The organism is Shewanella sp. c952, from assembly GCF_019654975.1.
GTDB lineage: Bacteria > Pseudomonadota > Gammaproteobacteria > Enterobacterales > Shewanellaceae > Shewanella.
On sequence record NZ_BPEW01000007.1, the window covers coordinates 145497 to 171782 of the forward strand.

18 protein-coding genes and 1 pseudogene are annotated in these 26286 nt (G+C 44.6%); 10 read left to right on the top strand and 9 right to left on the bottom strand.

What is annotated here, in order from left to right; translation table 11 throughout:
- The first annotated feature begins 108 nt into the window (after positions 1–108).
- On the top strand, positions 109–606 hold the full coding sequence (locus tag K5R16_RS07565; RefSeq protein WP_374758387.1) for a YqhA family protein: 498 nt from the start codon (positions 109–111) through the stop codon (positions 604–606).
- 11 nt (positions 607–617) lie between these two features.
- On the opposite strand, the gene K5R16_RS07570 is transcribed toward K5R16_RS07565, so the two are convergent.
- Together K5R16_RS07570 and rapA are read right to left on the bottom strand one after the other, a co-directional pair.
- Positions 618–1496 carry a DUF3530 family protein gene (locus K5R16_RS07570; RefSeq protein ID WP_220736922.1) on the bottom strand — a complete coding sequence of 293 codons (879 nt, stop codon included), beginning with the start codon at positions 1494–1496 and terminating at the stop codon, positions 618–620.
- A 162-nt stretch (positions 1497–1658) separates the two neighbouring features.
- The gene (gene rapA, locus K5R16_RS07575) at positions 1659–4565 is read right to left on the bottom strand and encodes an RNA polymerase-associated protein RapA (RefSeq protein ID WP_220736923.1); all 2907 of its coding nucleotides are present in this window, start codon (positions 4563–4565) and stop codon (positions 1659–1661) included.
- A gap of 312 nt (positions 4566–4877) precedes the next feature.
- On the opposite strand from rapA, the gene K5R16_RS07580 reads away from it, so the two are divergent.
- The 5 genes from K5R16_RS07580 to K5R16_RS07600 all read left to right on the top strand — a co-directional run bounded on the left by K5R16_RS07580 (position 4878) and on the right by K5R16_RS07600 (position 13742).
- The gene (locus K5R16_RS07580; RefSeq protein ID WP_220736924.1) at positions 4878–6272 is read left to right on the top strand and encodes a PhoH family protein; all 1395 of its coding nucleotides are present in this window, start codon (positions 4878–4880) and stop codon (positions 6270–6272) included.
- Between the two features lie 238 nt (positions 6273–6510).
- Positions 6511–10215: a response regulator gene (locus tag K5R16_RS07585; protein WP_220736925.1), complete on the top strand. Its 3705-nt coding sequence runs from the start codon at positions 6511–6513 to the stop codon at positions 10213–10215.
- Positions 10216–10340: 125 nt separating this feature from the next.
- Positions 10341–12740: a zinc-dependent metalloprotease gene (locus K5R16_RS07590; protein WP_220736926.1), complete on the top strand. Its 2400-nt coding sequence runs from the start codon at positions 10341–10343 to the stop codon at positions 12738–12740.
- A 149-nt stretch (positions 12741–12889) separates the two neighbouring features.
- Positions 12890–13294: a hypothetical protein gene (locus tag K5R16_RS07595; protein ID WP_220736927.1), complete on the top strand. Its 405-nt coding sequence runs from the start codon at positions 12890–12892 to the stop codon at positions 13292–13294.
- Positions 13295–13430: 136 nt separating this feature from the next.
- Positions 13431–13742, top strand: coding sequence for a hypothetical protein (locus K5R16_RS07600; RefSeq protein WP_220736928.1), 312 nt, complete (start codon positions 13431–13433; stop codon positions 13740–13742).
- A gap of 435 nt (positions 13743–14177) precedes the next feature.
- Here the strand turns inward: K5R16_RS07600 and K5R16_RS07605 are convergent, their stop codons facing one another.
- The 4 genes from K5R16_RS07605 to K5R16_RS07620 form a co-directional block, all read right to left on the bottom strand.
- A complete protein-coding gene (locus tag K5R16_RS07605) occupies positions 14178–14528 on the bottom strand; it encodes a DUF6677 family protein (protein WP_220736930.1) in 351 nt (116 codons plus the stop codon).
- Between the two features lie 64 nt (positions 14529–14592).
- A complete protein-coding gene (locus K5R16_RS07610; protein ID WP_220736931.1) occupies positions 14593–14964 on the bottom strand; it encodes a hypothetical protein in 372 nt (123 codons plus the stop codon).
- A 333-nt stretch (positions 14965–15297) separates the two neighbouring features.
- Positions 15298–18375: an efflux RND transporter permease subunit gene (locus K5R16_RS07615; RefSeq protein WP_220736932.1), complete on the bottom strand. Its 3078-nt coding sequence runs from the start codon at positions 18373–18375 to the stop codon at positions 15298–15300.
- A 123-nt stretch (positions 18376–18498) separates the two neighbouring features.
- Positions 18499–19581 carry an efflux RND transporter periplasmic adaptor subunit gene (locus tag K5R16_RS07620; RefSeq protein ID WP_220736933.1) on the bottom strand — a complete coding sequence of 361 codons (1083 nt, stop codon included), beginning with the start codon at positions 19579–19581 and terminating at the stop codon, positions 18499–18501.
- Positions 19582–19773: 192 nt separating this feature from the next.
- On the opposite strand from K5R16_RS07620, the gene K5R16_RS07625 reads away from it, so the two are divergent.
- Positions 19774–20718 carry a LysR family transcriptional regulator gene (locus K5R16_RS07625; RefSeq protein ID WP_220736934.1) on the top strand — a complete coding sequence of 315 codons (945 nt, stop codon included), beginning with the start codon at positions 19774–19776 and terminating at the stop codon, positions 20716–20718.
- Positions 20719–20793: 75 nt separating this feature from the next.
- On the opposite strand, the gene K5R16_RS07630 is transcribed toward K5R16_RS07625, so the two are convergent.
- The 3 genes from K5R16_RS07630 to K5R16_RS07640 form a co-directional block, all read right to left on the bottom strand.
- Positions 20794–21192 carry a c-type cytochrome domain-containing protein gene (locus K5R16_RS07630; protein ID WP_220736935.1) on the bottom strand — a complete coding sequence of 133 codons (399 nt, stop codon included), beginning with the start codon at positions 21190–21192 and terminating at the stop codon, positions 20794–20796.
- 179 nt (positions 21193–21371) lie between these two features.
- Entirely contained in the window at positions 21372–22028 is a 657-nt protein-coding gene (locus tag K5R16_RS07635; RefSeq protein ID WP_220736936.1) for a Qnr family pentapeptide repeat protein, read from the bottom strand.
- 12 nt (positions 22029–22040) lie between these two features.
- Positions 22041–23408: an MATE family efflux transporter gene (locus K5R16_RS07640; protein WP_220736938.1), complete on the bottom strand. Its 1368-nt coding sequence runs from the start codon at positions 23406–23408 to the stop codon at positions 22041–22043.
- Between the two features lie 244 nt (positions 23409–23652).
- Here K5R16_RS07640 and K5R16_RS07645 point away from each other — a divergent pair, with 244 nt between their 5' ends.
- The 3 genes and pseudogenes from K5R16_RS07645 to K5R16_RS07655 all read left to right on the top strand — a co-directional run.
- The gene (locus K5R16_RS07645) at positions 23653–23943 is read left to right on the top strand and encodes a co-chaperone GroES (protein WP_020910789.1); all 291 of its coding nucleotides are present in this window, start codon (positions 23653–23655) and stop codon (positions 23941–23943) included.
- Positions 23944–24038: 95 nt separating this feature from the next.
- Positions 24039–25691 (top strand): chaperonin GroEL, encoded by a 1653-nt coding sequence (gene groL / locus K5R16_RS07650; RefSeq protein WP_220736939.1) that lies wholly within the window; start codon positions 24039–24041, stop codon positions 25689–25691.
- Positions 25692–26049: 358 nt separating this feature from the next.
- A pseudogene (locus K5R16_RS07655) lies at positions 26050–26286 on the top strand (IS4 family transposase); the annotation flags it as partial.

Sequence of the window (26286 nt, forward strand, 5' to 3'; positions counted from 1 at the left end):
TGATCTATTGTTTAATTTGTGATCGGCTTCACAAATGGCTATGAAGTTTGTGTGGAAGTAAGAGGCATATTTTACACTTTTGCATCTTATTAAAACTCGTTGGAACAAATGATTGTGCGTGAGCTTTTTGAACGTTTTCTATGGAGTAGCCGACTTTCGGTCATGTTTGGTGTGTTATCTTGCATTATTGCGGCTTTTGTTGTTTTTGCAATGGGGCTAAAAGACGTTATTCACATGCTGCACCTTATCTGGGGTTATGTGTTTAGTGGTAGCCATGCGATTCGTAATGATCTCGTTATGGTTGTGGTTGAGATTTTAGATACCTTTTTACTTGGCGCTGTTTTACTCATTTTTGCATTTGGTTTATATGAGTTATTCATTAGTAACTTAGATGAAGCGAGTAAAAGTGAAGCTGGTGGTAAGATCCTGATTATCAGCAGTATTGATTCGCTTAAGAGCAAATTAGGCAAAGTGATACTGATGATGCTTATCATCAAAGTGTTTTCGTTCTTTAGTGAAATCAAGCCCGTTACAACATTAGACTTACTTTATATGGGTATAACCGTGGTGCTGATTGCTGGTGCATTAAAGTTAAGCAAAGACTAAAAATAATAAGCCTATCCGTTCGGATAGGCTTTATTTATCCGCAGTGCAAAACCTTCAATTAATTTAATGCCGTTACTCCAACCTTCTTTGTGTAGTAGATCCAGAGACATTCGGTATTGATGATATTTGTAAGGTTGATTTTGCGGTAACAATTCTAAACGCATTTGCTGTGTAGCAAGGGATGCGGCAGTGCCATCTTTAGATTGGATATCAAGTATTGGTATGGTCAGCTCTGCGAGATGTTTTGCTAGTGCTTGGTTGTGGCTTGGATAGTCACTATAGGGATTGATCACCGCGAGCATATCTGGCATTGGTAACTGATTATCTTTTAGCAATTCGGTGATAATAGCCGCGCTATCACCTGAACTGATTAAAATCCGTTTACCTTGAAACTGCTTACCTAAATTATCTAACTGCGCCATGCTGCTAATTAGGAAGCTTTGCTGTTGCTCAATATTGAGGGTGAGTTGCTCATCACTGAACACTGGCATAGCTTGGCTACTTTGTTGGCTGAGCTGATTATCACCAGCATTGGCAATATCTTCAGCTTGAGTGGCGTAGTTGGGCATGGTTGGTTTTTTAGGTGGTGTAATGGCAAGTGTTGCCCAGCCAGCACGATTAAGCTCTCGTCGTATATATGCTGTAAAGCCTGCTTCATCAGGGCTTAAGCCGAGCTGTGGAACAATGATCGCCAGTCCTAATTTCTTCTTACCTTGCCACGATCTTAAAAGCGCTGGGTATTGTTGGTCATCCACCTGCAGGTAGTTGACTTCAGCCTCTGGTAGATAAGAGAAATCCTGCGCTAGGGTTGGCGCTGTTGCAAATGTCACTGATAGGGTTAAGACAAGCGTAAGCAATATTTTTAAAGGATTTAAAGTTCGTTGATACATACGCGAGTACAACCTTAATGCAGCCAAGAATAGTGAGGTTCATTCATCGAGTATATCGCAAAGGAACGCAGTGCTTAAGGCCTGCTAGTTAAAAAATGGTGTATGCGTTAAAAAACAAAAAAGCCTCGCTGAAAAGCGAGGCTTTAATTTTAGCTTGTTGCTTTAAGCATGGCTGACTAACACCAAACGAATAGCATCAAGTTGCAGTTGGCTACTATCAAGATAGCGGTTTAGCTCGCTCATCTGTTCGCTTAAGTGAGTTAACTCTTCATCACGAATATTTGGGTTAACTGCTTTAAGTGCTTTTAGTCGTTCAAGCTCACCAGTTAGTTGCTGGGTCATCTTCTCGCGAGCAGTCTCTGTCAGTAGTTTGAGTTCACTTGCAGCAAAGGCTTCTCCTTTGGCAAATAACGGGTGCAAAATTGCCTGTGAGGCGGTGACTAACTTACTGGCAATATGGCGATTAACCGCACTTAGCTGTCTGTCGAAACTTTCGTAAGTAACGTTATCAGACAGGTTGTTACCACTCTTATCCAGCAAGATACGAATAGGTGTTGGCGGCAAGTAACGATACAACTGGCTAGACTTTGGCGCTGATGCATCTGCCATATAGATTAGCTCTAAGAACACGGTACCCGCTGGTAGTGCTTTATTCTTTAACACGGCAACACTGGTGGTGCCAGTTTCTGAAGAGGTGATTAAATCCAATCCCGTCTGTACGATAGGGTGCTCTTGGGTAATAAGCGCGATGTCATCACGTGAAAGCGCCATATCTCGGTCAAAAGTGACGGTAATGCCATCTTCCGGCAGGCCTGGGTAGGTTGGGAACATCATGTGTTCACTTGGGTGCAGCACGATCGCATTCTCACCGCTATCTTCCTGCTCCACACCGATGATGTCCCATAAACGGATCACTGACCCGATTAGCTGAGTGTCTTCATCTCTGGCTGCCAAGCTTTCAACTAACTTGTTAGCACGCTCACCGCCGTGAGAGTTAATCTCTAGCAGTTTATCGCGGCCTTGCTCCATCGCCACTTTCAGTTCTTGATAACGCGACTTGGTGTTATCAAGCAGTGTCTCTAGGCTTGATTCATCGTCGGTGGTTAAGGTTTCAAGTAGCTCGCCCGAAAACTCACCAAATAGGATATGACCACTTGGACAAGTGCATTCAAAGGCATTCAATCCTTGATGATACCACTGCATTAGTCGCTCTTGCGCAGTACCCGCTAAGTAAGGCAGGTGGATCTCAACATCATTTTTCTGACCAATACGGTCGAGACGACCAATGCGCTGCTCGAGTAGATCAGGGTTAAGCGGTAGATCGAACAGTACTAAATTGCTTGCGAACTGGAAGTTACGACCTTCTGAACCGATTTCACTACAGATAAGCGCTTGCGCACCGCCAGTTTCTTGGGCGAAATAAGCACCGGCTTTGTCGCGTTCAATAATCGACATGCCTTCGTGGAATACGGTGGCTTGGATCCCTTCACGTGTGCGCAGCGCTTCTTCTAAGCTCAAGGCAGTTTCAGCTTGGCTGGCAATAATAAGCACTTTCTTGCTGCGATTGGTTTTAAGGAAATCAATTAACCAATCAACACGAGGATCAAATTTCCACCAACTGGCGCTGCCGCTATCAAAATCTTGGTAGATTTTCTCAGGACTCAACACTTGTCGTACTTTGGCATTGGTGTCTAGGTGTTTGTTCATCATGGCGCTAACGCGTGATGCGGTAACATACTGCTCAGGCATCGGCTGTGGATGAATATGCAAGTTACGAGTTGGAAACCCTTTTACCGAGGCGCGGCTATTACGATACAACACACGACCTGTACCGTGGCGGTCGAGTAGTTCCTGTAATAGTTCTTCACGAGCCTGGTTGCGTGTGTCAGCATTAGCCTTTTCATCTTGAATAAGGTTGATGCTGTCGCTAATATCTTTCTCTGATAGTAACAGTGTTAGGCTAGCAATAGCCTCACTTGAGAGACTTTCTCCACCGGCTAAAGCATCCGCTGCGGTAGCGACATCTTTATAACTATCTTCCTCTTTCAAGAAAGAAGGATAGTCATAAAAGCGGTCGGGATCGAGCAAGCGCAGACGGGCAAAGTGACTCTGGTGGCCTAGCTGATCAGGCGTCGCGGTAAGCAATAGCACACCTGGAACCACTTCACTTAATGCTTCAACCACTTTGTAAGCGCGGCTTGGGGTATCTTCAGACCATTCTAAATGGTGCGCTTCATCGACAACCATTAGATCCCAATCGGCATCCAATGCTTGGTCTAAACGCTTTTTCTTACGCAGTAGTTCAAGCGAACAGATAACCAGTTGCTCGGTGTAGAAAGGGTTATCGTTATCAGCATAAGCTTCAACGCAGCGGTCTTCGTCGAAAACAGAGAAATGCAAGTTAAAGCGGCGCAACATTTCAACCAGCCACTGGTGACGCAGCGTGTCAGGAACAATAACTAAAATACGTTCAGCACGGCCAGTAAGTAGCTGTTGGTGAATAATTAAACCCGCTTCAATGGTTTTACCAAGGCCAACTTCATCGGCAAGTAATACGCGCGGCGCAAAACGTTGACCGACTTCATGAGCAATCCACTGTTGATGTGGGATCAACCCAACTCTTGGCCCTTGTAGCCCAAGTAGATCGGAGGTCGCCAGTTTGTTTCTCAGCAATTGACACTGATAGCGAACACCAAAACGGTCCATGCGATCAATTTGACCCGCAAACAGACGATCTTGTGGCTTATTGAAACGAATATTGTGATTCAGCAGCGTCTCACGCAGGCTGGCTTGCTCACCTGTTTCGCTATGAATGCCGTGGTAGATAATAAGGTTATCTTTCTCTTCGACTTCGGTGACAGTTAATGACCACTCATCGTGGCTCTCAACTTTATCGCCTGGATTGAAGATAACGCGTGTTAGCGGGGCTTCTGAACGAGAAAATAGTCTATTCTCGCCAGTCGCAGAAAAAAGTACAGTGACCATACGGCCTTCCATACCGACGACTGTACCCAAACCTAGTTCTGATTCGGTATCGCTGATCCAACGTTGACCAAGGGAAAACGGCATTTAAAAACTCTCATATACTGGGTGAATCACAAGGGGCGCGTATGTTATAACAATCCCACACATTTTGAAATTGAACCTACTAATATTAGCTTAATTCTGTTGGTGATAGATTACAAATTCACCAATTGAATAAGAGTATTTTACAGCATCATCAACTTGTCATATTTCAACGCTAATGATGACAGCTTATTACGTAAGAGCATTGATGCGAGACAATATTGGTGGCAATATGAAGTTAATGACTTGTTATTAACCAATGGAAAGGAGCTGCATCTATCTCGTAATCAAAATTAATGCACAATTGGAGGCGCCATGGAACAAGACGACAGAAAGTTGTTTGTACTGGATACCAACGTATTACTGCATGAACCTTTGGCTATTTATTCATTTAAGGAACATGACGTAGTCGTACCAATGACAGTTCTAGAAGAACTGGATCTCATCAAGGATAGAAAGCGAGACGTTAGTCGCGATGCAAGGGTCGCAATTAGAGCATTAGAAGATATACTCGGTGGGCAAACGACACCTGAGCAAATTGTCCAAGGCGTACCATTGCCTAGGCGAGAAGATCACTGTGATGCTAACGGCACACTCTCCATTTTTCCCGACCATCAAATCGAATTCACCATTGGTAGCATGCCTGGTGACAATAACGATAACCGCATTATAAATACCGCACTGCACCTACAAGAGATCCATCAACCCCGCACCGTCGTACTCGTTACCAAAGATATTAATATGCGCCTCAAAGCGAAAGGGGCAGGAATACAGCGTGTTGAAGATTATCGTACCGATCAACTTATTGACGACATCCGCTTCCTAACGAAAGGTTTCCACAAATTTGATGGTGATTTTTGGCAGCATACCGATGATGTCACAACCGAAAGTAATGGCCGCCATACCGTTCATAAAGTGCCAATCGACAAACTGGGCGACGACATTTTTTACACTAATCAGTACTTGTTGGATGAAGGACGTGACTTTTGTGGCCGTATTATCGAGAAAACCGATAGCGAACTTAAGTTCTTAGATCTAGGTCGGGAACGGTTAATGAATCTGGATGCATGGGGGATTAGACCGAAAAATATTTACCAAGGTATGGCACTGCAAGCACTACTTGATCCTGAGATTGATCTAGTGATTCTAACGGGGCCAGCCGGCTGTGGTAAAACCTTGCTCGCAATGGCTGCAGCGCTTGAGATGGTAGTAGAGCGTGGCAAGTATGAAAAAGTTATCGTTACTCGAAATACTCCTGAGATTGCCGAGTCGATCGGTTTCTTGCCGGGTACAGAAGAGGAGAAGATGGCACCTTGGCTTGCTGCTATTACCGATACCTTAGAAGTACTGCATAAAAATGATGTTAACCCCAGTGGTAGCATGAACTACATCATGGACAAGGCCAACATCCAGTTTAAGTCAATTAACTTTATGCGCGGTCGTTCTATTCAAAACTCGGTAGTGCTGCTTGATGAGTGTCAAAATCTAACGGCATCACAGATTAAAACTATGATCACCCGTATGGGTGAGGGGACTAAGTTGATCTGTAGTGGTAACTTGGCTCAAATCGACTCCAATTACCTGACAGCAGTGACTTCAGGTCTAACTTACATTGTCGAGCGCTTTAAAGATTTTGATGGTAGCGCCAATGTATACTTAAACGGCGTGGTACGTTCTCGTTTAGCAGAGTTTGCTGAAGAGAACTTGTAAGCTAAGTCATCGCTTATTAGGCTAATAAGCTTGAACTAAATGGCCTCAAAGATATTGAGGCCATTGTTCGATAATTCGTTACATTTTAAGCTACTATTGAGTATTCCAATACGTTATCTTCCTGATACTATTAGGTAGCATGCCAAGATAAGTCTATGTTCAAGTCAAATTGAGTATCTGCCTTAGGCATTGGCGCTAACCAAGATGCATTTCGATTGAGTATTACCAAGGGTTGTAAATGAAACCGACTGATCAAGCGCCCCAGCTAAAGTCACCGATACAGAAAAATTATAGTAGAGCCGTATTTTACACTTATATAGGTGTAATCATTATGTCTCTATTAACTGCTTGGTTCTTTTTTGAAAGACAAAAAATCCAAGTGATAGAGCAGCGTGAAGAGCTTGTTGAGCGTCACGTGCTGCAGATCGATCTATTGCTCGAGTCGAGCATTAGGGCGGTGAAAAGTTTGCGTAACGTCGCCATTGATCATTTAAGGTTAGGCGAATTAGTGCGTAAAGAGCGCCTGCCTCAGTATGAAAAATTTAACGAAAGCGGTCAGTTTTTTACCTTAGAACCAAGTTACGCTAAAAGTGGCGAACCCTTCACTAACATGGGGCGCATTACTGGTGCGGGTTCGCTTAATGGTCGTAGCGATAAATTTTACCAAGAACTGGAGATGCTATTTGAGCTGTCTCTTTCATTTCCTGTCGCGACGCTAGCGGCCCCCAATGCATCCTCAATTTATTACACCTCTAAACGACGGATAATGTCCTATTACCCGTGGCCGTCAAATGAACAACGTTTTCGGGATGAGCTACTCAATAAGAAACAATTTCAGCTCGCAACGCCTGCAATGAATCCGCAGCGCAGTATTTTTTGGAGTCCTGCCTACGTTGACCCAACTGAAAAAGGGTTGTTAACAACATTAGGTGTGCCTATTTATCTAGAAGATGAATTTATTGGCTCGATCAACCTAGACATGACTCTTGCTTCACTTGCCAAACAGATCCGTCTCTATTTTAAAATGCCCGGTACGGTGATCTTGCTGGATCAAGATAATAATATTCTGTCTCACAGTGATATCGATACGTCTGAGTTTAATCGGGTGTACCACATTAGTCAGAAGATCCCCTCTGAACTACATTCGATTCCCGAATCTGAGTTATTTGACGCCCATGAAGGCATTATTCGTAATGGTTACTACATTCACTCTGTTGCACTTGCCAATCCGCCGTGGCGCTTGTTGTATCTGCAAGATGTTGATGATCTGTTTAAAGATTCTTGGGAAAAACTCGAACTGACATTCGTATTGGTAGTAATGGCACTGTCCGTTTTAGTGACGATTGTGCATTGGCAAACCAGACGCTCGTTCGTTAATCCTGCAACTCAATTACTGACACATTTAGAAGAGTGCTCGGCTGAGCCAATTAAACCGCCAGAGAAGATTACTCAAGGCTGGGGACCTTGGTTCCAGTTAGTCAGTCGGATTTTTGAAGAGAACAAGCAATATACTCGTCACCTTGCTGAGCAAAATCGACGGCTGGATAAACTGGTTGCACAGCGAACAGAACGACTAAAAGACACCACTGAACGACGTGAAGAGGAATATGCACTGCTACGCTCTTTACTCGACTCAATCCCTGAAGCGATTGTGTTCAAAGATAAAGATGGTCGCTATTTAGGCTGTAATAAATCTGCTGAGCGGATGCTGGGTTACACCGAAAATGAGATTGTAGGTCAGTATGCAGATGCTTTGATCCCGAGCGAACAAGCCGTTCGTATTCGCGCCGAAGATGAGAGAGTACTCGCCAATCGAGTCCCACTTCGGTACCAAGAAAAAGTCGACTTTGCCGGTAAACCTGTATTACTTGATACCCTAAAAATTCCATTTTATAACCGCCGCGATGAACTGCTTGGTTTGATTGCAGTTTGGCGTGATGTCACGCGTGAATATGAGTCGGCCGAGCAGTTACGTTTGTCGGAGGAGCGTTATCATCTGGCGATGGATGCGGTAGAGGATGGCTTATGGGATTGGTATTTAGATTCTGAGCAAATTATTTGTAACCCTGCCTACTACTCAATGCTTGGTTATAAGAGTAATGAATTTCCGGCACTGGTTTCGACAATTGATGAGCTGATCCACCCCGATGATCGCATTAGGGTTGAGGAGCATCGTAATGAATACTTGAGCAATCCTATTGGCACTTACGATGTCGAATTTAGGATGTTGGGTAAAAGTGGTGAGTATCATTGGTTATTGTCTCGTGGTCGTGTAGTCGAGTTCACTCCGACTAACCAACCTAAGCGTATGGTCGGTACTCACAAAGATATTACCCGCCATAAGCGTAATGAAGTGGCGATGCTTGAAGCGAAACAAGACGCTGAAATGGCAAACCTTTATAAAAGTGAATTCTTGGCCAATATGAGCCACGAGATCCGTACACCTATGAATGCGATTATTGGTATGTTGCAGTTAGCGCAGCGTACATCGTTAACTGCTCAGCAGAAAGACTACCTAGAAAAAGCGGGTTTCTCTGCTCATTCATTACTGCGGATCATTAATGATATTCTCGACTTCTCAAAGATTGAAGCCGGTAAGTTAGAACTCGAAAGAGTGGCATTCCCACTCGATAAAGTACTGGATCATGCCCTAGACCTTAATGCACTAAAAGCCCAAGAGAAAGGTGTTGAGTTATTACTGTATGCCCCAGTCACAGCAGGGCTAATTCTTGAGGGCGATCCACTGCGTCTCGGTCAGGTACTGATTAACATGCTCTCAAATGCGGTTAAGTTTACGAAATCAGGTGAAATTGAGCTTGGTTGTGAAGACGTTGGTGAGCGTGACCATCGCATTACATTGAAGTTCTGGGTGCGCGATACCGGTATCGGGATCAGTAAAGAGCAACAAGCGATTCTGTTTGATGCCTTTGCCCAAGCCGATGGTTCAACTACCCGTAAATATGGCGGCACAGGACTAGGTTTGTCTATCAGTAAACATCTAGTGTCGATGATGGGTGGCACTATGCAGGTTGAAAGTGAGATGGGGGTCGGTAGTACCTTTAGCTTTACCATTAGCTTTGAAATTGCTGAAGAGGCAGAAGTGCAGCCACTGGTTATCCCTTCCACATTAGGGAGTTTGAAAACTCTAGTCATAGACGACAACCCGACGGCACTACAGATTTATTCAAGCGTAATGCGCGACTTCCATTTTAGCGTCGATACCGCCGCTAGCGGCCCTGAAGGGCTATACAAACTCAGTAAGAATCCTGTCGATCTGTTGCTGCTTGATTGGATGATGCCAGAGATGGACGGCATAGCAGTAATTAAAGAGATAGACGATATGGTTGCCACAGGCAAGCTAGCTAAGCGTCCAGTGATCATTATGATGACTGCCTATGCCGCAGAGCCGATGCATAAGGAAATAGCGGGTTCAAATGTATACGCATTGCTGCAAAAGCCGTTTAAAGCCTCCTCCCTATTTGATGAGATTATTTCGGCATTCTCAGATGAACCGAGCTTAAACCCATTACCTGAAGTTAATGAAGAGGTGGTAGATAAGGATACGGGTTACATACTGCTGGTAGAAGATAATTTTATTAATCAGCAGGTTGCTACCGAATTACTTAAGAGCGCAGGTTATACGGTAGATGTGGCCGAGAATGGTCAGATTGCATTAGATATGATTGACGCTGCTAACTATGACGCGGTATTGATGGATATCCAGATGCCAGTGATGGATGGCTTAACTGCAACCAAAGAGCTGCGTAAGCGCTACCCGGTGACTGAGTTACCGGTTATCGCGATGACAGCGCATGCGATGTCGGGTGATAGAGAAAAGAGTTTATCGGCCGGTATGAACGCTCACATTACTAAACCTATCGTGCTCAATGAACTGTTTGAAACCTTGAGTCATTGGATTGGAGAGTGCGGCCGAAAGTCATGATGCGTAAATGTTTCACATCAAATAGTTGATATAGGCTTGCTAACATGCAAGCCTATTTATTAAGCTAATAAATAATTAAGACTATCGAGATTGACGATAGCACCAATAAGGCTCAAGGAGAGATCATGAAACCCTACAAACTCGCACTGGCAATTGCCCTAGCGACAGTGCCATTGACTAGTGTGTATGCTGCGACTAATACCGCTACTATTATAAAAAAGAGCCAAGCAGCCACCGGTTTCATTAATCTGTTTTATGAGAAGGCATCTGGCGATCTCTATCTCGAAGCTAACAAGCTAAATAAACCATTCTTACTGCTTACGAGTCTACCTCATGGCGTAGGTTCTAACGACATTGGCCTAGACAGAGGTCAGCTCGGTCGCACACGTATGGTGCAGTTCGAGCGTCATGGCCCTTATCTTATTCTTAAACAGCTCAATACGGCTTATCGTGCAAGTACTGATAATGCTGCCGAGCAACGTGCTGTTAAAGAAGCTTTTGCTGAATCAGTTTTATGGCGCGGAAAAGTGGTTACTGGCAAGCGTAATTTAGTCGCTATCAATGAGCTGGTGGTTAATGACCTGCATGGTATAAGTGAAGTCTTAGAGCAAACTAAGCAGGGGAGCTACCAGTTAGATAAAAGCAAGTCTTTGATCTTACCTGAAGGAGTGAAATCCTTTGAGCGCAACAGCGATGTTGATGTACTACTGACTTTTAATAGTGCCAAAGCAGGTAATTACGTCGCGCAGGTCACTCCTGATGCTAAGCATTTATCTGTGCGTCTTCGCTATTCGTTTATTGCCTTACCTGAAGAGCAGTATCAAGTGCGCAGTTATCACCCTATGAGCGGTTACCTGTCTGATGATTACCTCGATTATGGTACTCGTGTTGACGAAGACATTCGTCAGCGCTTTTTACTGCGGCATCGATTAGAAAAAGTCACCCCTGGAGCTGCGCCAAGTCAGGTGGTTAAACCTATTACTTATTATCTCGATCCAGGAGTACCAGAACCTATTCGCTCGGCACTGCTTGAAGGTGCCCGCTGGTGGGAAGATGCTTTCACTGATGCTGGTTTTATTAACGGCTTTAAAGTGGAGTTATTACCCGAAGATGCCGATCCACAAGATGTTCGTTATAACGTCATTCAATGGGTACATCGCGCGACGCGTGGTTGGTCGTACGGCTCTGCGGTTACCGATCCTCGCACTGGTGAGATTATCAAAGGACATGTGACTCTGGGTAGCCAGCGTGTGCGGCAAGATCATCTTATCGCCCGTGGCCTAACAGCAGGCTGGGAAGATAGAGCCGCAGCAGATGATGCTGCAATGGCATTATCGCTTGCGCGGATTAGGCAGTTATCAGCGCACGAAGTTGGCCATACATTAGGCTTAGATCATAACTTCGCCGCCTCAAGTAATAGCAATGCCTCGGTGATGGATTACCCACACCCTATGGTCACGGTAAATGGCGGTAAGATTGATATCAGCAAACCTTATGATGAAGGTGTTGGTGCATGGGATAAGTACACCGTAGCGTATGGCTACAGTGAGTTTGCTCCAGAGCAGGAGCAAGCTAAATTGGCAGAACTTCGCAATCAGGTTGAACGTCAAGGGTTACGCTACATCGGTGAGGCTGATTCTCGAAGTGCTGGAGCGAGTAATGCCTATGCGAGTTTATGGGACAATGGCACCGACCCTGTTGCAGAGCTGAAACGATTAAGTGCAGTACGAGCTAAAGCAATACAGGATTTTTCTGCAGCAACACTACTAGCCGAGCAGCCGCAAGGCGAGTTAAGTGATGCCTTTGTTCCTATCTATCTGCTAACGAGGTTTCAACTAACAGCAGCAGCTAAGTTTATTGGTGGTACAGATTATACTTATGGTGATAGCGTCGATGGTAAAAGTTGGCACTACTTAGCGCCAGCGCTGCAACAGCAGGCATTAGAAGCCATTATATCGACGTTGACGCCCAGTGAGTTGACTATCTCTGAACCATTGCAGCAGATGTTAGTACCCAAGGCGGGCAACTATCAAAACACCCGTGAGAGTTTCCACTCTGGATTAGGTGTCGTCGCCGATCCGCTAGGAATGGCAGAAGTCTTGAGTCGTCATGCATTGTCGCAAGTGTTCGTGCCAGAGCGAATTAACCGAGTGAATCAAGCTTACCTTAACGATAAAGAGCAGTGGTCAGTGGTTAAGATCACCGACAAGGTGCTAGCTAAAACTGTGTTCTCGGACATTCCGACCGGCCCAGAACTTGGTGTATGGATGCGTGTTAATGCGGTAACTATCGATGTGTTACTGCAGGCCTACCATGACGCAAAAACCAGACCTGAGGTTAAAGCGCAACTGGCTGAGCGATTAACTTATACCGTTAAGCAATTGAAGCGCAAAGTGAAGCGGGTTAGTGCATATGAAGCTGCGCACTTTGCATGGTTGCAGCACGGTATTGAAAAGGGATTACTCAATCCCGAAATTAAACTGATTGTTAAACCGCTACCTATGCCGCCAGGTTCGCCTATCTAACCGGATTACTTTTTAGATGTTGTAAAAGCGCTTGGTACTTACTAAGCGCTTTTTTATTGAAAGTGATATAAATTAGATGGATAGTGCAACTTTTAGTCATCGAGGCAGTCTACGGTTACACATCCTTTTTATCTTGTAGTACTGGGAAAATGTTATTTAAAGCTATAACCCATATTTTGCTGCTCATTTCCTTGCTTGGGCAGTTTCTGCTTACGCCGGCGATGGCGCTGCCAGATATGCTACATACTTTAAGTCAACAGCATTCGATAAGCTCTGCACCGCGGTCTACCCCATTATCAGCAGTGTCTAACGTAAGCGACGTTTACGACTTCAAATCTAATATTGCCACCAACAATATAACCTTTGATTGTGAAGCCTTGTGCCAGGAACTAGCATCAGGCCAGTGCACCACTCATGGTGGTTGTAGCGTAGGACTGCACAATGATGTCATTGTCGTCTCACAAAATAGCCTACAGCGCGAAAGAATAATTGCGCCAACTTGGTCAATTAAAACAGTTACTCTTCATATAGTTAATCCTCCTCCAATAGCATAACCGTCTAACATAATTTTTAAGCTTTGTATGTTATTTGTATCAAATTGCAAATTCAGCCTCTTTTTTGTTCTCTATGCTAAGTAAATGACTTAGACTGTTTGTTAACAAGAATAGGCAAATAAGATTGGAGTTGTATATGAAAATGTTAACCAGCGTAGCCTTGTCAGTAGTTGTTACTTTAGTTTCTGCCTCTGCAATGGCAGAAAGACCTGATTTCTCTAAAACTTCAGCAGCACGTGCTGATTACGATTTTTCTAAAAATGTTGCAGCTAAGCAGGTCAATGATATTGAGCGTGGCACAACTCGCCATGATTTCTCTAAAACATCAGCTGCCACAAATGGCTATGAGTTCTCGAAAAACCCTACTGCGAAAGTAAAGCAGCATGTTAAACCATCAACTCAACATGATTTTTCAAAAACAGATGCTGTTCATCAAGTTTGCATCTAAATAGATTAAGTTAATTGATAAAAAAAGGGCTACTCAATGAGTAGCCCTTTTTTAATGAGTGATTGGATTACGGCTCGTAATACTAATTCCATTAAGAATATACTCAGTTCAGAGACGCTCACAATGTGCGGTTGATATTTAAGGCATGGGGAAATCACTTAATACAGCGCATGTGGCCTTCGATATATGACTCAATGGTCTATTTTGTTCCATACAAAATAAGACATTGCGGCCCTCCTTGGCGGTCAGATTTAGGAGGTACGAGACCAAGGATAGTCGAAGGTAGAATAATGCAGGAGCAATTATCGAGAGCGAAGCAGGATGCCAGAGCCGAGAATAGTTATTCGCGATAAGCCACTAACTTGTCTAAAGTGATTTTAGCTCCCGCTGAATGAGCAACTCTTTAATGGAATTGGTATAATTATGACAACTTAACTAATTTTCTTGTTTGTCTTGTTGCCGACCTAAACGGTATGAATCTGCTACACCAAAAAGCCAGGATAATACAAAGGCTGCAGTCGCGATATTAATCCACAGCGCCTCTTTGCCAGCAGGCGCTTGAGTCACAGCACTGTAAATAGCATCAAGCTGTAGTGGAATTTCACCATTGATTATCTTCTCTGAGATCAGCAGCGCTTTTTGATAAGCATGCCAGCATAGATAACTTATTGCAGCGACAGCAGTAACCAAAATGATATTGCCAGCGGTGCGTTGCTTCAGGTAAAAATGGCCCGCTCCTGGGCATACAAATGCAGATAATAACGCGGCTTTTACTGAGGTTTTCATGGTCTTTCCTGTGTGCTTTTTAGTGGCTAACCACATACGCTTTAGCAGCTACTATTTATAGCGCTTACTCAAGATCAATTCGGCGAATGGCTTGCTTTAAAAAATTGACCTTGTGTGCTAACTGTTGCCGACGTTCATCTTGCTGCCTGTGTGCATCAAGCTGACTTTGCACGCCCGTTAGCTCTTGTACCAACCAACCTCTAATCATCACGTAATATCTTGAGTCCGTACCGTATTGGTAGATTAATTCAAGGGAGTCAGGCTGAGCATCAGTTATAGCCTTGTCGATGGCGTTAACCATGAAGCCAATTTGATACTCTGACTGGTTATTCGATAAGTCGTTGTCTGCCAATGCTGAGCCTGATAGCAAACTGCTTAACAGTAATACCACAACGGTGGCTGAGCGAGTAGCATGGCTTAGTGCAAAGCATTTCATAAGTGACAAGCTTTAGTGTGAATTGATTTAAGATTAACAGCGTCTGTTAGTGATTACTCATAAAATATTGTTCATCTTTGATTGAACGTGACTCTGGGCTGTTGATCTGTATCGCTGGGTTAGCCGCTTTTCACTTAGCTCGCTAAGCATCATCGCTCAAGCCTTGCCCTAACTGGAACAAAACTAAGCTCGAAAGATCAACATCCCATAGACGTATTCAGGCTCAACACATTACTGAGTTGAGCCTGAGCTGCCGGGAAGCATTTTTTGAAACTAGCTCATTTGAGCTATTGTTTGATCTATTGGGTTATTTAATGCGTGGTAACCCCCTTATCATGCTTGCTTATGTGGATAAGGAATACGGAACATCAAGGTGTAGGTTACTGGCAGTACAATCAGTGTGAGCACTGACGCAAAACCTAAACCAAAGATGATGGTAATTGCCATTGAGCCAAAGAAGGCATCAGACAGCAATGGGATCATCCCCAGCATGGTCGTAATGGCTGCCATTAATACTGGTCTGACGCGACTCACTGAAGAGTCCACTACCGCTTGGTAGGGATCTTTACCTTCGCTGAGCTCAAGGTTTATTTGATCCACCAACACAATGCCATTTTTAATGATCATACCCGTTAGACTTAACATGCCGAGCATGGCCATAAAGCTAAAGGGTGCATCAAACAGCAGTAACCCAGCGACCACACCAATAATTGCTAGTGGCACGGTAAACCAAATAACTAACGGCTGTCTTACTGAGTTAAACAGCACTACTGTGATTAAAAACATTGCCAAGTAACCGAGCGGGATTGAGCTAAATACTGACTCTTGCGCTTCCAGTGACGTTTCATATTCGCCGCCCCATTCAAGCTCGTAGCCGCGTGGTAGCGTAATCGCTTCAATATCAGTCTTTACCTTTCTAAATACCGAATCGGCGGTCTCGCCAGTGCCATTAATGGGGTCAGCAAGCACTGCAATAACCCGCTTACGATCGCGGCGCATAATTAGCGGGTTTTCCCACTCTGTTTCGAAGTTAGATACGACCTGTGTGACAGGCACAAAGGTATTGTTGTCTGAACTCCATATTTGTAGTTTCCAAATACTTTCCGCATCCAGCCTTTCGCTGGCTGGCGCACGAGCGATAATTGGCAGTAGGTGGCTGTTTTCACGATAGGTACCAATCTGCTTACCACTGAAATTAATCAACAGCGAATTATCTAAGTCTGTCTTACTAATGCCAGTCTCTCTTGCCTGTGCGAGTGCAAGCTGCGGGCGAATAAGGTTAACCTGATTACGCCAGTTGTGGCGTACTGCAGTTGCAGTCGGTTCGTTATTCAGTATCGCGGCGGCTTGCGCGGCCAATTGACGCAGTACCTCGGGATCTTCACCATAAAAACGCGCTTCAATTTTGGCTGCTGGGCTTGGGCCGTTCTCCATGTACTTAAAGCGGTATTCAGCCTCTGGATAGTCTTGGCTCAGCTCTGTTTCAAGCTTGCGCATATATTGATTAAGCGTGGTTAAATCGCTCATTTCAATGAGCAACTGGCCATAAGCGCTATAACCCTTTTCTGGCACATAAGAGAGTACAAATCGCTGCGTACCTTGGCCTACAACCGTGGTTAAGTTGCTAAGGCCGAAGTCTTGCTTAGCTTGTTGCTGCATAATATCTGCTTCAATTCGAGAAAGCAGTTTTTCAGTAGCTTTAATATCAGAGCCTTCAGGCATCCAAACATCAACAAAGAACATCGGTGTATTTGATGCAGGGAAGAATACGTTCTTAACCTGTCCAAACCCCACCACTGCCGTTACCAGTGCCGCGATAACCAATAACAAGGTGACTGAACGAAAGCGCATCGCGATGTTTAAACTTTGGCGATACAGGGTAAATAGCCAACCCTTGTAAGGATCTTCATCAACCGCTTCGTTGACTACGCCATCTTTAAACATGATATTGCAGAAAAACGGTGTGAGCGTCATGGCGGTGATCCAGCTGATAAACAGTGAAATCAACAGCACTTGAAACAGCGATACACAGAACTCACCGGTAGAATTGTCAGACAGTCCAATTGGCGCGAACGCGATAATGGCAATAATGGTGGCGCCAAGTAGCGGCCACTGAGTTTGCGAAATAACACTCTTGGCTGTTTCTAAGCGAGTTTTACCTCGTTTAATACCAATTAAAATGCCTTCTGTGACCACAATGGCATTATCAACTAACATCCCGAGTGCGATAATCAGCGCGCCAAGGGAGATTATCTGTAACTCAATATTGAGTACATTCATTACGATGAAAGTACCGAGAATGGTTAGCAGTAACACTAGGCCCATTAGCAACCCTGAGCGCACGCCCATAAAGATCAGCAGCACACCAATTACAATGGCAATTGATTCGGCTAAGTTAATCAAAAAGCCGCTAACCGTATCGTCAACCATCTTGCTTTGGTCGTAGACGGTATCTAAAGACATACCGAGTGGTAGCTCGCTATTTAACTCGCTCATGCGGGCATTCACTGCCGCGCCTACATCCACTACGTTGACACCACTGGCAAAAGCGATACCAATAGACAAAGCTTGCTTACCATCAGCGTGGTATATGTTGCCTGGCGTCTCCTCAACGTCTTTATAGATATTGGCAATATCACCGAGATAGATAAGCTTAGCGCTACCAGGGGGGCTTATTAGCAGACGTTCCATTTGGCTAACATTGTCGAACTCACCAGTAGGGTGAATACGAATGCGGTTGTCCCCAACACGAACGCTGCCCGCATTAGACACCACATTTTGGCTTTGGATCAGTCCATAGATATAGTCTTGATCTAATCCGAGGGCATTAAGTTTTTGCTGAGAGATCTCAACCACCACTTGATCCATCACCTTACCGGCAATGGTGACCTTTTTAATACCATCGACCAGTACCAGTTCACGTCTTAAAAAGTCAGCATAGTTCTGCAATTCACGATCGCTATAACCGTCGCCACTAACGTTGAGCAAAATACCATAGACATCGCCAAAATCATCAATAACCTTCGGTGTTAGTGCGCCCGGTGGCAGCTCATTGATTTTGTCATTCACCTTGCGGCGGACTTCATCCCACACTTGTGGTAATTGGTCACCGGCATAGTTATCGGCCATCTCTATCTCAATCTGAGACAAGCCTGCACTGTTAACTGAGGTGATATGTTTAATCCCTTCAAGTTGCTGCAAAGCATCTTCTAGCGGGAGGGTGACTTCCTCTTCTACTTGCTCAGGTGAGGCACCGGGGTAGGCGGTAACAACCAAGGCCTGTTTAATGGTAAATTCTGGAAACTCAAGTTGCCCTAAGTTCAAAAATGACACTGAACCACCTACTAATAACAGTAGGGCAAACATCCAGCTGATCACCTTATGGGTGATAGAATACTCTGCAAAATTCATCGGTAAAATCTCTTAGTTAAAACGCCTGCTCGGCTGGCAGCACTCAAGCTCAATGGGTTGTTAATGCGCTAGCAACAACAATCGAATGTGAGTGAGTAACGGGGATTGGAATGGGGTTGCTAACTACACCCCTCGCTGCCAGCGAAGCGGCTTAACATTGAGATCTTCAACAAGATATTGCACACCAGCGACCACAACTTTGTCGCCTACGTTCACACCTTGTGTCACTTCAATGCCGTTGGTGGTCACCTTACCTAGGGTAACAACCTGTGAATGAACCTTGCCGCTATCGGCGTTGAAGGTCCAAATAATGTTCTGCCCATCAGTGTCGCGTTTGGTAATAGCACTGGCGGGTAATACTGAGGTAATGCCACTCACTTTGCTGTTAGAGACATCCATAGTGAGTTCGGCGCTCATACCCGGCAAGATGTTGATATCAGTTGGCTGCGGCAGGGTAAATACCACTTCGTAGCTTTGAGTTCCAGGGGTCACTTGAGTGGCATGCTCTTTGAGTTTTACCGGAAAAGATAGCTCAGGTTTAGTGGTAAAACGTACCGTAGGTTGAGTTACCGCGTTGGGATTAAAGCGGGCAATATTACTGGCGAGCGACTCAGGCACTTGGATCACCACATCAATATTGCGATCTTTTTGCAGTACCAAAATAGACTGATTGGCTTGTACCATCTGATAGTTATCAATTGATATCTTGGCGATAGTACCGTCAAACGGCGCTTTTAGTTCAGTGTAACCGAGTTGATCTTGTGCGCTAGCAAGGTTCGCCTGCGATGATTTAAGTTGTGCTTGTGCAGTGTCATATTCTGCTTGAGAGATAAGCTCGCGGCGCAGCAATTCACCTTTTCGTTTAAAGTCGGCAGAGGCTAACTCATAGTCAGCTTCACGGTTAAGTAAGGTATTGCGGGCATCACGGCTATCTAGCCTTGCCAGTACTGTGCCTTTTTTAACGTGTTGCCCTTCAAAAAAGGCAAACTCAACTAAATGACCCGATAATCTAAATGCAAGATCGGCTTGCTTAGTTGCAGCCACTTTGGCTGGGAATACACGAATGGAACCGGCGTTTACATCGGTGACCTCAAGTAGTTTAACTGGGCGTACAGTTGGCGCTGGTGTTTCAACTGACTCTGCGCTGCAACCCGCTAACACTGAGGTAAGAACAATAAACGAGAGGGTAGTGGGCAAGTGCTTCATAAATTGAATTCCGTATAAATGTGACAATATGTATTAACTAGGGCGCAACAATAACAGCCAATTGAGTTGAGTAAAATGGAATTATATGGAATCATGAGTTCCATAAAACGGAACTGTTAATGCTTGCTTTAGCGAATTGAGTGTGTGCAAAGTGATAATAGCCAGTAGCCCCTAATATTTAGAGCCTGAATAATGAAAACTGAAGATATCGCTCTGTTCCATCGAATTGTAGAAACTGGCAGTTTAGTGGAGGCCGCAGACATACTTAATCTGCCTAAATCGACCTTGAGTCGACGACTGCAATCGCTCGAGGATGAGTTGAATGTAAAGCTGTTTCATCGTCAAAGTCGAACCATGACCTTAACAGCTTCAGGTAGCCATTTTTACGATAAAACCACCGGTATGCTGGCGACTCTAGAGCAAACATTATCAGAGTTGACGGGTCAAGACTCTGAGGTGGTGGGGCATTTACGGATCCTTATTTACCCGATTCCTGCATTGGTGCATATTACTCACGCCATTTTCGACTTTATGGATGAGCACCCCGAATTAACGGTCGAGATAATCGTTAGCTCAGAGCCACAAGATATGATCCGCAATAATATCGATTTGGCATTTATGCTAGAAGACGCTTTCAATGAAAACGAGATGGTTGCACGGCATATTTTGACTGAAAAAGTGCACTTTTTTGCAAGCCCAGAATATATCGTTCAATCGGGGAACCCTTCAACGCCAGAAGCATTGGCACAACATAACTTTATTTTATTTCGCTATCCTAATGGTCGAATTTTCAATGAGGTTCCTTTCGGTAGCGACCGTATGTTTTCAGTAAAAGGTAACCTCTGTGTTAATAGCCTAGATACTTGTTTAGAAGCAACATTGTTGGGACGAGGGATTGCGATGATGCCTCTCACTTTCGCCCAAGAACATGTTGATGCTGGCAAACTGGAGATGCTATTTAAAGAGGTTGAACCCCATGAAGGGCACTGTTACCTAGTTTATCCATCAAGGCGCTTTATTAGCCTAGCTAGTCAACGCTTTATCGATTTTATGATGGAGGCGATGGAAGAGTGTATTCAAAATGGCGGTTGTGACCGTAGCGTCAGTATTCGAGGTGCGATTAAATCAATGAAGTAGCCTGATAAACGGCAAGCGTATCTACAGCCTTGCCGTCAAGTTACTCAGCTGTCACTGCAACTATTTTATATGAGCCTAGTTATTACGTGCCCCTTGCTCAATCCAGTCTCTAACTACGTATAGGTCATTTAAGGTCAATGAGTTATCAGTATCACCGTTAAGCGCATCATCATGATGTTTTGGCATCTGTATCGCCGGGTCAACTTGTTGGCTAATGGCTAAGTACAATGTGCTCGACGCTGAGCTACCTGGGACAATAACGGGGCCATCAAGCGTACCTTGCATTAAATTAGCATAGCTATCGAGTCGCAATCCTGTTTGTACAGTTGCTTCGCCCGCAGTGGAGTGACAATCTACGCAAGAGTGATTAAAAATCGGTAAAACCTGACTTTGAAAGCTGATGTTAGAGCTAACGCCAATAGAGAAAGCGAAGAAAACCACTGCCGCAAAAAGAGCAATTTTGAAGGTGTTCATACAGACCTCCTTACATAACACTTTTACAGTGTTGAGCCTGAGTTAATTGCTATATTAAGTATAGTGGTTGCTCTGGCGGAGTAGCCCAATTGGGGCGCTTTTGTCAGCTTATTTGATAATAAATTGATATAGAATAAATGACACTCAAATAGCCAAGGCATTGAGTGTCAATGACAGTGTTAATCGGCAGTAATGATCAAGCCTAACGGTGCCAGTAACTGCTCTTGTTGCCACTGGTTAATCATCACCCCTTCAAGGGACACGTTGCGCGGATCTAAGCCTTCAAGTTCGACGCGGGTGAGGTTACAGCCGCTAAGCTCAAAACTGCCCCATTGTTCGGCCGAGAACTCGCCACCACTTAAATCGGCACCTTTCATTGAAGCACCTGTTAGATTGGCGCCCCGCCAACGGTTATCGAACAGCTCACACTCCTCTAGTAGTGCACTGTTTAAGTCGGCATAGGCTAAGTTACAGGCGGTGATATAAGCAGAGCAAAAATAGCTTTTGGCGGTAATGTAATTGGCAAAGCTAGCGCGGCTAAAATCACTGCCCTGAAGGTTGCATTCACGCATTTCAATGCCATAGCAGCGAGCACCTTTAAATAGCGCCATACTCAAATTACAATGTTTAAAACTGGCGCTGGTGAGGGTGGCGTAGCTAAAGTCGCAGCCATCCTCTTCACCTTGCAGCACAAACTTACAGTGGCTAAAGCGGGCGTCGGTTAAGTCTGCATGGTTAAAGCGGCAGTGATGAAATTCACAATGCTCAAAATGTGCATCTTGTAGGTCTTGGTCGCTAAAATCTTCATGGCTAAAAATCTGCTTTGAAGCTTGCATTATCGTCCTCGATTACTCGCCAGTAGTAGTGTTAGGCATTAGTTCAGGTTCTGGCTCAGATATACGGCGCGCCAGAATATAGCAAGCTACGCCCATAATGGCATTGGTGATAGGTAGCGCTAATAATAGACCTTTCACACCCCCTAAATAGGAACCTAAGGCCGCCAAGGGCAGCATGATTAAAAATAGACGGCAGATATTTAAGACCAATGAACTCATTGGCCTATGATAAGCGTTCAATGACGTTGCCACTAAAATCACAATCCCCAACGGCCCATACGCAGCAGGCAATACTAAGATGTAAAAGCTTAACCACTCTATGACCTGCGGGTCGCTACTAAATAGTCGTGCTAACGGCTCGGCAATAAAAATGAGTGGCAGGTACAGCAGGGTTTGAAATATCAATACAAACTTGAGCGATAATAGCAGTGCGTCACGGGCACGAGTGGTTTGCCCTGCACCAAGATTTTGCGCCACAAAAGGCACTAGGCTTGATGATAACGCCATGACTGCAATCAGCATTACCGACTCTAAGCGAGTGCCTGCACCAAAGGCCGCCACCGCACTGTGGTCAATACGCGCCAGCATCGCCATTATCATCGCATTGGCAACTGGGTTGAGCAGGTTCATTAGTGCAGCGGGTTGAGCGATATGCGCTAATTGCTTCCAGTTGCACCTAAGTCTGGCAATATTGAACTCGGCAAACTCGACTAGATGGCGTTTGAAAATTAATAGATGAGTCGATAGCGACAGTGCCACTATCCAAGAGATCACCGTGGCAATCGCGGCTCCTTGGATCTCAAGTCGAGGGAACGGCCCGATACCAAAGATAAGTAGCGGATCTAAAATTAGGTTTATCAATGCTGCTAGCATCATAATTTTGGCGGGGGAACGAGTATCGCCAGTGGCGCGCAGCCCTTGGTTACCCACCATTAACAGCACCAGTAATGGCGCGCCTAAATACCAAGTAAACATGTAGTCATGGATCAACGGCAAGCTGCTTTGGTTTGCGCCTAACAAACTAAACAAGGGATCAATAAACAAGCTGCCAAATAGCGATATTAACGCGGTGATCAAAAAGGTGAGCAGTAAGGCGTCATGCAAAAACACTTTGGCTTTATCAGCATGCCCGCCACCGATTAAACGCCCCAAATTGGTCGATACGCCTGCGCCAATACCGATAGCGATGCTTGAAATAATCAGCGTAACAGGAAAAGTAAAGCTGATAGCAGCCAGCGCTTCAGTGCCCAACTGGCTGATAAAAAAAGTGTCAACGAGGCTGAACCCAAGAATGGTTAGAATACCAATCAGGTTTGGGAGGCTCATATTTAGCAGTACACGACCAATTGGCTGTGTAAGCAGCCCGTGTCTGTCTCTCATGGGGAAGTCTTGCCTAGTCTTTGCTCGGAGGCGAATTCTATCAGGATTGGCTCGACATTTATAAATCAGAGTCAAAAAAAACCGATTTATTTTGTAAATGGGGCTTGGAACTGCCGACCTTTACCCCCATATCTCGAACATCAAATGATTTTTGCGGTTCACTAAGGTGAAATCAGCCAAAGTCGTTACTATCTTTAATAGCCAGCAATAAGCGTTGGCGACAAAATAATAGGAGCATCCATCGATGAATATTCGCCCATTACATGATCGTGTCATTGTTAAACGTTCAGAAGTTGAATCAAAGTCAGCTGGTGGCATCGTACTAACGGGTAGTGCTGCTGAGCAATCTAGCCGCGGTGAAGTTTTAGCTGTAGGTAATGGACGCATTCTTGAAAACGGTAGCGTAATGGCGCTAGACGTTAAAGTTGGCGACATCGTGATCTTCAACGAAGGTTACGGCGTGAAAAAAGAAAAGATTGATGGTGAAGAAGTACTGATCTTATCTGAATCAGACTTGATGGCAGTTGTTGGGTAAACCACACTCTAGCCACATAGATAGACCATGATCACCGTTGATGGCAGTGCATTAGCCACATCAGCGGAACGAAAAGAATTTAAAGGATAATAAACATGTCAGCTAAAGAAGTATTATTTGGAAACGACGCTCGCGTAAAAATGCTTGCCGGCGTAAACGTACTCGCAAATGCAGTTAAAGTTACTTTAGGCCCAAAAGGTCGTAACGTTGTACTAGACAAGAGCTTTGGTGCTCCACTTATCACTAAAGATGGTGTTTCAGTGGCGAAAGAGATCGAACTTGAAGATAAGTTTGAGAACATGGGCGCACAAATGGTTAAAGAAGTTGCTTCTAAAGCCAATGATGCAGCTGGTGACGGTACCACTACCGCAACAGTTCTAGCTCAATCTATCGTAACTGAAGGTCTTAAAGCGGTTGCTGCTGGCATGAACCCAATGGATCTTAAGCGCGGTATCGACAAAGCGGTTATCGCTGCAGTTGCTGAACTTAAAAATCTTTCTCAAGAGTGTAGCGACACTAAAGCTATCGCTCAGGTGGGCACAATCTCAGCTAACTCTGACGAAACTATCGGTGAAATCATCGCAACTGCGATGGAGCGCGTTGGTAAAGAAGGCGTTATCACTGTAGAAGAAGGCCAAGCACTAGAAAACGAATTAGACGTTGTTGAAGGTATGCAGTTCGACCGTGGTTACCTATCACCATACTTCATCAACAAGCCAGAGACTGGCAGTGTTGAACTAGAAACGCCATTCATCCTATTGGTTGATAAGAAAGTATCAAACATTCGTGAATTGCTCCCTATCCTTGAAGGTCTAGCTAAAACAGGTAAGCCACTGCTTATCGTTGCAGAAGACGTTGAAGGCGAAGCATTAGCAACATTGGTTGTGAACAACATGCGTGGCATCGTTAAAGTTGCTGCTGTTAAAGCCCCTGGTTTTGGCGACCGTCGTAAAGCAATGCTACAAGATATCGCAATCCTAACTGGCGGTACCGTTATTGCTGAAGAGATAGGTCTAGAGCTTGAAAAAGCCACTCTAGAAGACCTAGGTACAGCTAAGCGTGTTGTTATCACTAAAGATGATACAACTATCATCGACGGTACGGGTGAAGAGACACAAATCAAAGCACGTGTTTCTCAAATCAAGATCCAAGCTGAAGAATCAACTTCAGACTACGACAAAGAAAAACTTCAAGAGCGTATGGCTAAACTTGCAGGCGGCGTAGCCGTAATCAAAGTTGGTGCAGCAACAGAAGTTGAAATGAAAGAGAAGAAAGCTCGCGTAGAAGACGCACTACACGCAACTCGCGCAGCGGTTGAAGAAGGTGTGGTTGCCGGTGGTGGTGTTGCACTAGTACGCGTAGCAAGCAAAATCGGTGAAGTGGCAGTGATCAACGAAGACCAGAAGCACGGTGTGGTTATCGCACTACGTGCAATGGAAGCGCCACTACGTCAAATCGCGACTAACGCGGGCGAAGAAGGTTCAGTTGTTGCTAACAACGTTAAGAACGGCACAGGTAACTACGGTTACAATGCAGGTAACGACACTTACGGCGACATGCTAGAGATGGGTATTCTTGACCCAACTAAAGTAACGCGTAGCGCGCTACAGTTTGCTTCTTCAATTGCTGGTCTAATGATCACCACTGAAGCAATGGTTGGTGAAGTTCCACAAGATGCAGCTGGTGCGCCTGATATGGGCGGCATGGGTGGTATGGGTGGAATGGGCGGTATGGGCGGCATGATGTAATTTTACTGGTCTAAATCGGTGATAACTGCGTTGCTTCAACACTCGTTTAAGAAAGCTAAACGTCGTGGTAAAGCGCCTTGTTCTAACACGATTTATCCTACGTAAAATACGTTGCTGGTCTGAAGCTTAAAAGCTAAAACCACTTCTTGTAAAAGAATAAAAAGCCTCGATACCTAACGGTATCGGGGCTTTTTGATTTTAGATGGTTAAGAGCGGTTTAGTTAAAGTTTACTCTGACCCTGACGAATCCCCACAAAAAGACAAATAGAAATAATGAGATAGGCAAAATAATAAGGAACATTCATGGCATTTGGTGATCAAATTTATCGCCAAACAAAAATTACCACGAGTAAATACCATGAATGCGAAACAAGTTTTATCAAAATGCCTATCCCTTGTCACCCCGTTAATGCACAAAACTTGCCGACAAAGTTTATTCTCATCAATAGAAAGCTCAATGAACGGTGGTTCACTTTCAATCACAGGTCTTGGTCGTGAGATTGAGAGCAAAGCCATGGAAAAACATAAGATTAAACGCGTAGATAGGCTTTGTAGTAACACCTATTTACATCGCGATATCGAGTTCATTTATACC